This window comes from Nonomuraea monospora, assembly GCF_039531895.1.
In the GTDB taxonomy this organism is placed as follows: domain Bacteria; phylum Actinomycetota; class Actinomycetes; order Streptosporangiales; family Streptosporangiaceae; genus Nonomuraea; species Nonomuraea monospora.
Window position 1 is genome coordinate 159629 of sequence record NZ_BAAAQX010000028.1, and the last position, 9439, is coordinate 169067.

Genomic DNA, 9439 nt, shown 5'->3' on the forward strand with positions numbered 1-9439 from the left:
TTTACTAAGATTTTAGGTTTGTGATAGGAAAAGCCGACATTTACGGGGGCTTAGTTCTGTGACGTCCCCGTGTCCCTTCGTAACGGAGACGTGAATGCGAAACTCCCTCCTCAAGGGTGCCGCGCTGGCAATTGCGGCCGGCGCCCTGCTCCTCCCGGCCGTCCCGGCCTCGGCCACGGCCACCGCCACCGCGGCGAGCACCGCCGCCGAGCCGTTCTCCACCTTCGACGTGAAGGTGAAGGCCAGCAAGACCGTCAAGCCGGGCGGAAAGATCACGTACACGATCAACGCGGTCAACAAGGGCCCGCACTACGCGGACTCGTGGTTCGTCGGCGGCCAGTTCCCCAAGGGTGTCGACCTGCGCAAGATCAAGTACTGGGCGGAGAAGGACACCGAGTGCTTCCTTGACGGGCGTGCCTTCTACTGCTTCATCCCGCGGGTCGTCGAGGTGGGCGAGGCCGTCACCATGAAGTTCGAGGCCAAGACCACGAAGAAGGCCAAGGGCACCCAGACGGCGACGCTCGGTGTGGTCACCTACAACGTGGACCAGGGCATGGAGAACATGAGCAAGGAGGAGCTGGACCGGCTCGGCATCCCCGAGTACGCGTTCGCCAAGACGGTCAAGACCAAGGTCGTTCGCTGAAAGTTCACCCGCCGCGCCCGGGCCGAATGCCGTACCTGCTTCACGAGCATCGGACCGGGCGCAGTACCGTGGCTGGATGTGGACCAGCGCACCCTCCTGATCACACTGACCGGCCCTGACCGTCCGGGCGTCACCTCGCGTCTTTTCTCCGTTCTGTCGCGCTTTCCGGTCACGGTCGCCGACATCGAGCAGGTCGTCATCCGAGGCCGGCTCACGCTAGGCGTGCTCGTCGCGTACGCGGGCGGCCCCTCGACCGGCACCGGCACCACCCTCGGCGCCATGTGGACCGCCGTCGAACGCGTGGCCGAGGACCTCGGCATGGAGGTGGAGCTCTCCACCGGATCGCAGGCCAAGGAGCAGCGCCGCCGCGGCCGGCTGTCGGTCAGCGTCCTCGGCGCCACCCTGCAGCCCGCCGCCATCGCCGGCATCGCCGGCCGCATCGCCGCCGCCGGGGCGAACATCGACCGCATCGAACGCCTCGCCCAGTGGCCCGTCACCTGCATCGAGCTGTCCGTCTCCGGCGCCGACCCCGCCGCTCTCCGCGTCGAGCTGGCCGCCGAGGCCGCCGCGCAGGAAGTGGACGTGGCCGTCCAGCGCACCGGCCTCTCACGCCGCGCCAAGCGCCTCATCGTCATGGACGTCGACTCCACCCTCATCCAGGGCGAGGTCATCGAGCTGCTCGCGGCGCACGCCGGCTGCCTGGAAGAGGTCGCCAGGGTCACCGAGGAGGCCATGCGCGGCGAGCTCGACTTCGCCGAGTCGCTGCGCCGCCGGGTGGCGCTGCTCGAAGGGCTGCCCGCCGAGGTGTTCGAGGACGTGCGCAAGGAGGTCGTCCTCACCCCCGGCGCCCGTACGCTGGTGCGCACGCTCAAGCGGCTCGACTACCGCTTCGCCATCGTCAGCGGCGGCTTCACCCAGATCACCGACGGGCTCGTCGAGGAGCTCGGCATCGACTACTCCGCCGCGAACGTCCTCGAAGTCGCCGACGGCCGCCTCACCGGGCGGGTCGTCGGCGAGATCGTCGACAGGCCGGGCAAGGCGCGGGCGCTGGAGCGCTTCGCCCGCGCCGCCAAGCTCCCGATCTCGCAGACCGTGGCCATCGGCGACGGCGCCAACGACCTCGACATGATCGCCGCGGCCGGGCTCGGCATCGCGTTCAACGCCAAGCCCGTGGTGCGGCAGGCCGCCGACACCGCGGTCAACACGCCGTACCTCGACTCGATCCTCTACCTGCTGGGGATCTCGCGGGACGAGGTGGAGGCCGCGGACGCCGAGGACGAGGTGCTCACGGCGCTGTAGCCTTCACGGCGCTTCAGGCTTACGGCGCCTTGGGGTCCCATTGGGTGATGAGGCGGCCCTGGCCCGGCCAGAGCTCCTCCCACGGCGACTCCACCCCGATGACCGCGAACGCCCCTGGCCTGAACACGTAGTCGCCCCCGGCCAGCCCCAGCGCGAGCTCGTGCACGCCCGGGTTGTGGCCGCACAGCACCACAGTGCTCAGGCCGGGGTCGGTCCGGCGGACCAGCTCCAGCAGCTCGTCCGGGTAGGCCTCGTAGATCTCGCGCTCGTAGCTGATCTCCACCTCGGGGAACGCCAGCTCGGCCGTGCGCCTGGTTCTGACCGCAGGCGAGCAGAGCACCGCGTCGGGCTCCAGGCCCGCCGCTCTGATCTCGTCGCCCACCCGCTTGGCGTCCCGCTCGCCCCGGTCCGTCAGGGGACGCTCGCGGTCGGCCAGGCCAGGGACCTGGGCGGCTTTGGCGTGGCGCAGCACGATCAAGGTACGCAACGGAGTCATCCCGTCTTCGAGGCCCAGAGGGACAACGCGATGATCACTGCGAGGATCGCGATCATCGCCAGGAGAATCAGGCCCAGGGTCTTGCCGCCGCTGGGCCGGTTTTCGTCGTTCACGCGCCCAGTTTCCCATTGCGGGGGGCGGGTGCCGCGAGCGCGTCCGTCCACCTCGCCCGAAACACACCCGCCCCTTCCCTGCGCCCGCAGCTCCACCTCAACCGCACCCACCCTCTCCGCGCGCCCGCAACTCCACGCCGCACCCGCCCGCTCCTTTCCCTGCGCCCGCGACTTTCACATCGCACGCGCCAGCCCTCTCCCCGCGACTCCACGCCGCAACACGCCCGCCCCTCTCCTGCGTCCACAGCTCCGCCTCAGCCCTCTCTCCGTGGCTCCACGTGAAACGCGCCCGCCCCCTCTTCGTGAGGGAACGGGCGCGCTCGTCCGTCATGCCGCCTACGAAGCCACAGGCTCGTGCTCGCGGTTGTTGTTGCTGGCCTCCGGCTCGCTGGTCACCGAGCGCCGCTTGGACACGACGATCGCGACGACCACCACGGCCACCGCCACCACCGTGATGCCGATCCGCACCACCGGGTTGGCCGCGTACAGCACCACCGCGGGCGCAACCAGCAACGCCACCAGGTTCATCACCTTGATCAGCGGGTTGATGGCAGGACCGGCAGTGTCCTTGAACGGGTCGCCGACCGTGTCACCGATGACGGTGGCGGCGTGCGCCTCGGAGCCCTTGCCGCCGTGGTGCCCGTCCTCGACCAGCTTCTTGGCGTTGTCCCAGGCGCCGCCCGAGTTCGACAGGAAGACGGCCATCAGGGTGCCGCAGGCGATGGCTCCGGCCAGGAAGGCGCCCAGCGGCGCGTACCCCAGCGCGAACCCGACCGCGATCGGCGTCATGACCGCCAGCAGGCCAGGCGTGGCCAGTTCGCGGAGCGAGTCGCGGGTGCAGATGTCGACGACCCGGCCGTACTCGGGCTTCTCGGTGCCGTCCATGATGCCGGGCTTGTTGCGGAACTGGTCGCGTACCTCGAAGACGACCCGCATCGCCGCGCGCCCGACCGCCATGATCGCCAGGCCGGAGAACAGGAACACGACCGCGGCGCCGATGATCAGGCCGACGAGGACGTTCGGCTGATCGAGGCTGAGCGAGAAGGACGAGAAGCTGCCCAGAGCGTCCTTGACCGCCTGCGAGGCCGTGGCCAGCTCGGTCTCCACCGCCGTGCGGAACGCGCCGAACAGCGCTGTGGCGGCCAGCACGGCCGTGGCGATGGCGATGCCCTTGGTGATGGCCTTCGTGGTGTTGCCGACGGCGTCCAGGCTGGTCAGCACGCGGGCGCCCTCGCCCTCGACGTCGCCGGACATCTCCGCGATGCCCTGGGCGTTGTCGGAGACGGGGCCGAAGGTGTCCATGGAGACGATGACGCCGACGGTGGTGAGCAGGCCGGTGCCCGCCAGCGCCACCGCGAACAGCGCGATCGTCACGTTCCCGAAGCCCAGCAGGAACGCGCCGTAGACCGCGCCGCCGATGATCAGCGCCGAGTAGACCGCCGACTCCAGGCCGACGCTGATGCCCGACAGGATGACGGTGGCGGGGCCGGTGACCGAGCTCTCGCCGATCTCCCTGACCGGGCGGCGGTTGGTCTCGGTGAAGTACCCGGTGAGCAGCTGGATGGCGCTGGCCAGCACCAGGCCGATGAGAACGGCGCCGATGGCGATCAGCCGCGGGTCGGCGTTGAAGCCGGTGATCGTCGAGCCGGTCAGCTCACCGAAGCTGCTCGGCAGGTAGAGGAACGCGGCGACCGTCACCAGCACCGCCGAGATGGCGGCCGAGATGAAGAAGCTGCGGTTGATCGCGGCCATGCCGTTGCGGTCGCGGTCGCGGAGCCTGGTGACGAAGATGCCGATGATCGCTGTGATCACACCGATCATCGGGACGATGAGGGGGAAGACCAGCCCCTCCTCGCCGAAGGCCGCGCGGCCCAGGATGAGGCTCGCCACGAGCATGACCGCGTACGACTCGAACAGGTCGGCCGCCATGCCGGCGCAGTCGCCGACGTTGTCGCCCACGTTGTCGGCGATGGTGGCGGCGTTGCGCGGGTCGTCCTCGGGGATGCCCTGCTCGACCTTGCCGACCAGGTCGGCGCCCACGTCGGCGGCCTTGGTGAAGATCCCGCCGCCGACTCGCATGAACATGGCCAGCAGCGCCGCGCCGAACCCGAACCCTTCGAGCACACCAGGCGCGTTGCCCTGGTAGACGAACACCACCACGGCAGCGCCCAGCAGGCCGAGGCCCACGGTGAACATCCCGGCCACACCGCCGGTGCGGAACGCGATGCGCATCGCGCGCTTCTCCCCGCCCTCCCGGGCGGCGGCCGCGACGCGGACGTTCCCGCGCACGGCCAGCCACATGCCCATGAACCCGGTCAGCGCGGAGAACACCGCGCCGACCACGAAGAAGATGGAGCGGCCGATGCGTACGTCTGTTTCCGCAGGTAGCAACAGCAACAGGAAGGGGATCACGACGACGAAGATCGCCAACGTGCGGAACTGGCGCGTGAGGTAGGCGGCGGCGCCCTCTTGGACGGCGCGCGCGATGTTCTGCATGCGTTCGGTGCCCTGGCCGGCGGCCAGCACCTCGCGCACCAGGCCGCCTGCGACGGCCAGCGCGATCAGTGCGACCGCGGCGACCACGATCACGATGGTGAGATTGTTTCCGCTCAGGGCCAGATTGGACGCTGGCTCCGATGCCAGCATGTGCCTGCTCATCGTTCTCCTCGGCAAGACCGGTCGTCCTGCCCGGGCGGTGCTGCAGTTTTCCTCGGCGGGTGTTGCGGCACCATCCGGGTTGTGGGTGCCGCTTCCGGTTGAATCCGCGTTCCTCTGGATCACCTTGGCCGGTGCCGGGAGTCTACGCAGGGGCTCAGCGGATATGAAGGCTCTCGCGGTCGCTAATTGTGCGAGTGTCTAGTAATCCCCTGCCTGGGACCCGGTTTGGGATCTGACAAGTGGAATTTCCCTGAGTTACGGTCTCTGCAAGATGGGGATAGGGGAGGACCGTAATTCGCTCTGGGGGCGGCATGGTTTGGGGGGTGAGGTGGGTTTTGGGGCTGGATGGGGCGGTGTGGTCTGTAGCCGTACGGGCGGGAGCTCTTTGAGGCTCAGAAGCCGAAAGGCCCCTCGGGGCGGCATGGCCGGGGAGAGGCCTTCTCCGACGGCCGTATCGGGCGCGCAGGGAAGCACGTACAGACACGCCAGCGCCCTTGGGCGACCGCAATTCGGGGTGCCGTTAACCAACGCGCCATCAGCCGCCAGTCTCCAGCTCGGCTTGCGCTGCCGGCGGTTCGACGACAGGGCGGCCCGTGGCGAGTTCGGGCACGTACTTGTAGATCGTGGAGCGGCTGACGTTCAGCAACCCGGCGATCGAGGACACGGTGGCATCGGGCTGGGTGAGCAAGGCGCGGGCGTGCCGGACCTGCTCGGGGGTCATCGCGGGCGGGCGGCCGAGTCGCACGCCGCGAGCCTTGGCGGCGGCCAAACCCTCGTGGGTGCCCTCCACGATCAGCTCGCGGATGAACTCAGCGAGGGCGCGAAGACGTGGAAGACGAGACGGCCGCCGGGGGTGGTGGTGTCGAGGGCTTCCTTCAGGGACCGGAAGCCGACGCCGCGGCGACGCAGATCGGCGACGATCGTGATGAGGTCGGCCAGAGAGCGGGCGAGCCGGTCGAGCGAGGGGACGACGAGGGTGTCGCCGGGCCGTAGGTAGTCCAGGGCCTTGGTGAGCTCTTCGCGGTCGGTGTTCTTGCCGCTCAGCTTGTCAGCGAAGATGCGGATGCAGCCGGCGGCTTCGAGCGCGCGGGTCTGTCGGTCGAGGCGCTGATCGCGGGTGGAGACCCTGGCGTAGCCGACGAGCGCTCCGGTGAGGACTGCAGGTTCGGCGCCAAGGAGGTCGTCGGCGACCTGGCGGATCATCGCGGCGGGGGCCGGATCGTCGGGGAGCGTCCGTTCTCCGACACTCCGGCGGGCTGTCGGCAGTTCGTGAAAGGGACTCCGGCCAGGGTGTTGAGAATCGAACGGTTTACAACACCCCCGCCGGCGCCTCTCACAGGCGTGGCCCAGAAATCGGCGATCGCGGATGTATGGGCGTCATGTCGCCGCGCCGCTTGACCCTGACGCAGGGTCAAGCTTTCAGCATGGTGGCATGACCACGGAAACCAAGGCGATCGAGGTCGCCCAGCACGACAATGATGGAGAGCGGGCGGACAGAGGCGACAGGACGATCCGGCACTTCACGATCCACCACGACGGCGTCACGATCCCAGTGTCTCGCGGCGGTCAGGGAAGACCGCTGGTCCTGTGCCCTGGCCTAAGCTCGACGCAGGCCGACCTGCGCGAGCTGACCGAGCTGCTGAGGCGCGATCACGACGTGGTGACCTTCGACCTGCGCGGGCATGGCCTCGCCTCGGCCGCCGACCGCTACTCCTTCGAGGACTTCCGCAACGATCTCGCCGCAGTGATGGCGGAGCTGGGAAACCTCGGCCTCCCAACGGCACCCGTGCTGGTGGGCTACTCGCTGGGCGCCGACCTGGCCGTGCACTACGCCTGCGATCACCCTGACACCATCGCCGAGCTTGTTCTCATCGACGGGGCGAACCCGGTGCCCGAACCGTTCATCACCGAGGCCGTCCTGCCGGCGTTCCGCGCCATGTGGGAGGACTTGGCGACGCAGCAGGAGGCCCAGCGGGGCACCGCGCGTCAGGTGCTGCTCAGCGCCCAGGAGATTCTCGACCTGAACCTCGAGATCGACGTGATCCGGTCCGGGATCCTCGACCGGTACAGGAAGATCGACCGGCCCATCACCATGATCATGTCGACCTCGATGGCCGGCGATAGCAGCGAAGGGCCTGCGCCGCGGTTCAACGAGAACTGGCGGGCCGGCGTCGAGCGGCTTGTCCGCGAGCATCCGCACATTGCCACCCACTGGCTCGACGCCGATCATCAGCTGGTCTGCACCCATGCCCCGCAGATCGCCCAGATCATCCTGGACGCACCAGGCCCAGCCGGTCGGGCGATTCCTTGAGCAACTCCTGGAGACTGGTCTGATGCTGACCATCGGCGAGCTGGCGTCGTACGCGGGAGTGACGGTGCGCGCAGTGCGGCACTACCACGCCAAGGGGCTGCTGCCGGAACCCGATCGGGATCACTCCGGCTACCGGAGATACGACGCCGGCGCCGTGATCGAACTGATCAAGATCCGGACCCTCGCCGAGGCCGGGGTTCCGCTGGCGCGGGTGCGGGAGCTGCTGCGAGCCGGGGAGGAGGAGTTCGCCGCGGCGGTCGCGGACATCGACAGGCGGCTGCAGGCGGAGATCCGGGACAGGCAGCGGCACCGCGAGCGAATCGCCCGGCTCGCCTCCGGGGACAGCCTGGTCCTGCCCCCGCAAGTGGTCGAGTACCTCGACCGGCTGCGGGCGCTCGGGGTCGACGAGCGGATCGTCCAGGCCGAGCGTGACGGCTGGATCCCGCTGGCCGCGCACTCACCCGAGCGAGTCCCGGAGTGGATGACACGCAAGCGGGAGCAGCTCGACGATCCGCGGCTGGCCGACTTCTACCTCACCCTGAGCCAGGCTCTTGACCGCGCCGACGACCCGCGGCTGATCGAGCTGGCCGACAAACTAGCCGCCTACTTCACGCGTCTGGCCGACGAGCGGGGCGTGGGCTATGTCGACGACACCGATATCGAGCTGCCGCTCGTCGAGCTGATGGACAAGCTGGCGTTCGACACTGTGCCGTCGGCGCGCCGGCTGATCGAACTCCTGAAGCAGCGAGGCTGGACGGGCTGGACCAAGCTCGAGCGCGTGGCCCCCACACCACCGGGTGCGACTCCCTAGGAGCGCCAGACGCCCCAGTGCGGCGATCCGGAGCGCTATCGGCGGTGGCGGGCGGGGTACTGCTGGGCGAGGCTTGGTCCAATCGCAACAGCAACCCAGCGACGGATGCCCTCATGCATCGCTGGTGCTCAACCGGGCGCTCAGATCAAGGCACACCTCGCCGTAAGGGCGGACGTGCAACCAGAACAGCGGGGTCAGGCCGCGCCGGTCGACAGGGGGTGAGCAGGGCGGCCCACTCGGGTTCGGCGAGGACGTCTTGAAGCATCAGGACGTTCACCATGACGAGCGAGGCTTGCAAGATTCGAAGACACAGGGTCGTCATCTCCACCTCGTCGCGCCGGTTGGTGGAGATCTCGCCGCCGCGGCCGTAGCAGATCACCGAGCTGGCGCGATTCCACGCCTCGACCACGTTCAGCCCTTCCTCGATCTCTCGCTGCAGGTCGCGGTCGTCTAAGTAGCGGGCGGCGAACGTGGTGCGCGCCGCCCGGCCGATCTCCAGCATCGCCTGGTAGGCCGGGTGCGAGGCGGTGCGAGTGAAGCGCGACAGGATGGCCTCGGTGGAGGCGGTGCGGGTGCGGATCGCGGTGGCGTACTTGACGACCTGGTCGTAGTTCTTGGCGATGATGTCCCAGCGGACCGGCCGGGTCATCGCCGGCGCCAGGTTCGCGTACCGGGCCAGGTCGCCGTAATCGGCCTGGTGGAGCTTGACCCGGTTGATCTGCTTGATGCGCGGCAGCAGGTCCACGTTCAGCAACCGGGTGACTCCGAAGCCAGGCTCCGCCTCCCCGTGCGAGTCCACGTAGTTGCCTTCGAGCTTCATGGTGGTGCCGTGCCGGATGGCGCCCTCCACCATGGCGGCCACCTCGGAGGCCGACACCTTCAGAAACCAGCCCCGCCTTAGACCTCACATCCAGCGCAGCCCCAGCTCACATGCAGGCTCAGCCCCCTGCCTCCGCCTCAATACAGGCTCAGTCCCACAGACAGGCTCAGTCCCACAGACAGGCTCAGTCCCACAGACAGGCTCAGTCCCACAGACAGGCTCAGTCCCACAGACAGGCTCAGTCCCACAGACAGGCTCAGTCCCACAGACAGGCTCAGTCCCACAGAC

9 protein-coding genes are annotated in these 9439 nt (G+C 68.7%); 4 read left to right on the forward strand and 5 right to left on the reverse strand.

The annotated features are described in order from the left end of the window. Nucleotides 1–94 precede the first annotated feature (94 nt). Nucleotides 95–643, forward strand: coding sequence for a hypothetical protein (locus ABD331_RS40975; protein ID WP_344487649.1), 549 nt, complete (start codon nucleotides 95–97; stop codon nucleotides 641–643). A gap of 78 nt (nucleotides 644–721) precedes the next feature. Further along, nucleotides 722–1942 carry a phosphoserine phosphatase SerB gene (gene serB, locus ABD331_RS40980; protein WP_344487651.1) on the forward strand — a complete coding sequence of 407 codons (1221 nt, stop codon included), beginning with the start codon at nucleotides 722–724 and terminating at the stop codon, nucleotides 1940–1942. Between the two features lie 19 nt (nucleotides 1943–1961). Here serB and ABD331_RS40985 read toward each other — a convergent pair whose 3' ends face one another. From ABD331_RS40985 to ABD331_RS61120, 4 genes are all read right to left on the reverse strand, one after another. Continuing rightward, on the reverse strand, nucleotides 1962–2438 hold the full coding sequence (locus ABD331_RS40985; protein WP_411268434.1) for a SixA phosphatase family protein: 477 nt from the start codon (nucleotides 2436–2438) through the stop codon (nucleotides 1962–1964). A 449-nt stretch (nucleotides 2439–2887) separates the two neighbouring features. Beyond that, entirely contained in the window at nucleotides 2888–5209 is a 2322-nt protein-coding gene (locus tag ABD331_RS40990; protein WP_344487654.1) for a sodium-translocating pyrophosphatase, read from the reverse strand. 535 nt (nucleotides 5210–5744) lie between these two features. After that, nucleotides 5745–5999 (reverse strand): helix-turn-helix domain-containing protein, encoded by a 255-nt coding sequence (locus ABD331_RS61115; protein ID WP_425566175.1) that lies wholly within the window; start codon nucleotides 5997–5999, stop codon nucleotides 5745–5747. 2 nt (nucleotides 6000–6001) lie between these two features. After that, the gene (locus tag ABD331_RS61120) at nucleotides 6002–6412 is read right to left on the reverse strand and encodes a recombinase family protein (protein ID WP_425566176.1); all 411 of its coding nucleotides are present in this window, start codon (nucleotides 6410–6412) and stop codon (nucleotides 6002–6004) included. A 229-nt stretch (nucleotides 6413–6641) separates the two neighbouring features. Between ABD331_RS61120 and ABD331_RS41000 the strand changes: the two genes are divergently transcribed. Continuing rightward, nucleotides 6642–7520, forward strand: coding sequence for an alpha/beta fold hydrolase (locus tag ABD331_RS41000; protein WP_344487656.1), 879 nt, complete (start codon nucleotides 6642–6644; stop codon nucleotides 7518–7520). A 22-nt stretch (nucleotides 7521–7542) separates the two neighbouring features. Next, complete coding sequence (locus tag ABD331_RS41005) at nucleotides 7543–8331, forward strand: MerR family transcriptional regulator (protein ID WP_344487658.1); 789 nt, start codon at nucleotides 7543–7545, stop codon at nucleotides 8329–8331. Nucleotides 8332–8476: 145 nt separating this feature from the next. Here ABD331_RS41005 and ABD331_RS41010 read toward each other — a convergent pair whose 3' ends face one another. Then, the gene (locus tag ABD331_RS41010) at nucleotides 8477–9208 is read right to left on the reverse strand and encodes a Tn3 family transposase (RefSeq protein ID WP_344487660.1); all 732 of its coding nucleotides are present in this window, start codon (nucleotides 9206–9208) and stop codon (nucleotides 8477–8479) included. Nucleotides 9209–9439: the final 231 nt, after the last annotated feature.

What these genes read in the sequence shown, in the direction of transcription:
- ABD331_RS61120 (WP_425566176.1), bottom strand. Translation starts at nt 6,412, where the DNA reads ATGATCCGCCAGGTCGCCGACGACCTCCTTGGCGCCGAACCTGCAGTC.
- ABD331_RS40985 (WP_411268434.1), bottom strand. Translation starts at nt 2,438, where the DNA reads ATGACTCCGTTGCGTACCTTGATCGTGCTGCGCCACGCCAAAGCCGCC.
- ABD331_RS41005 (WP_344487658.1), top strand. Translation starts at nt 7,543, where the DNA reads ATGCTGACCATCGGCGAGCTGGCGTCGTACGCGGGAGTGACGGTGCGC.
- ABD331_RS40990 (WP_344487654.1), bottom strand. Translation starts at nt 5,209, where the DNA reads ATGAGCAGGCACATGCTGGCATCGGAGCCAGCGTCCAATCTGGCCCTG.
- ABD331_RS41000 (WP_344487656.1), top strand. Translation starts at nt 6,642, where the DNA reads ATGACCACGGAAACCAAGGCGATCGAGGTCGCCCAGCACGACAATGAT.
- ABD331_RS40975 (WP_344487649.1), top strand. Translation starts at nt 95, where the DNA reads ATGCGAAACTCCCTCCTCAAGGGTGCCGCGCTGGCAATTGCGGCCGGC.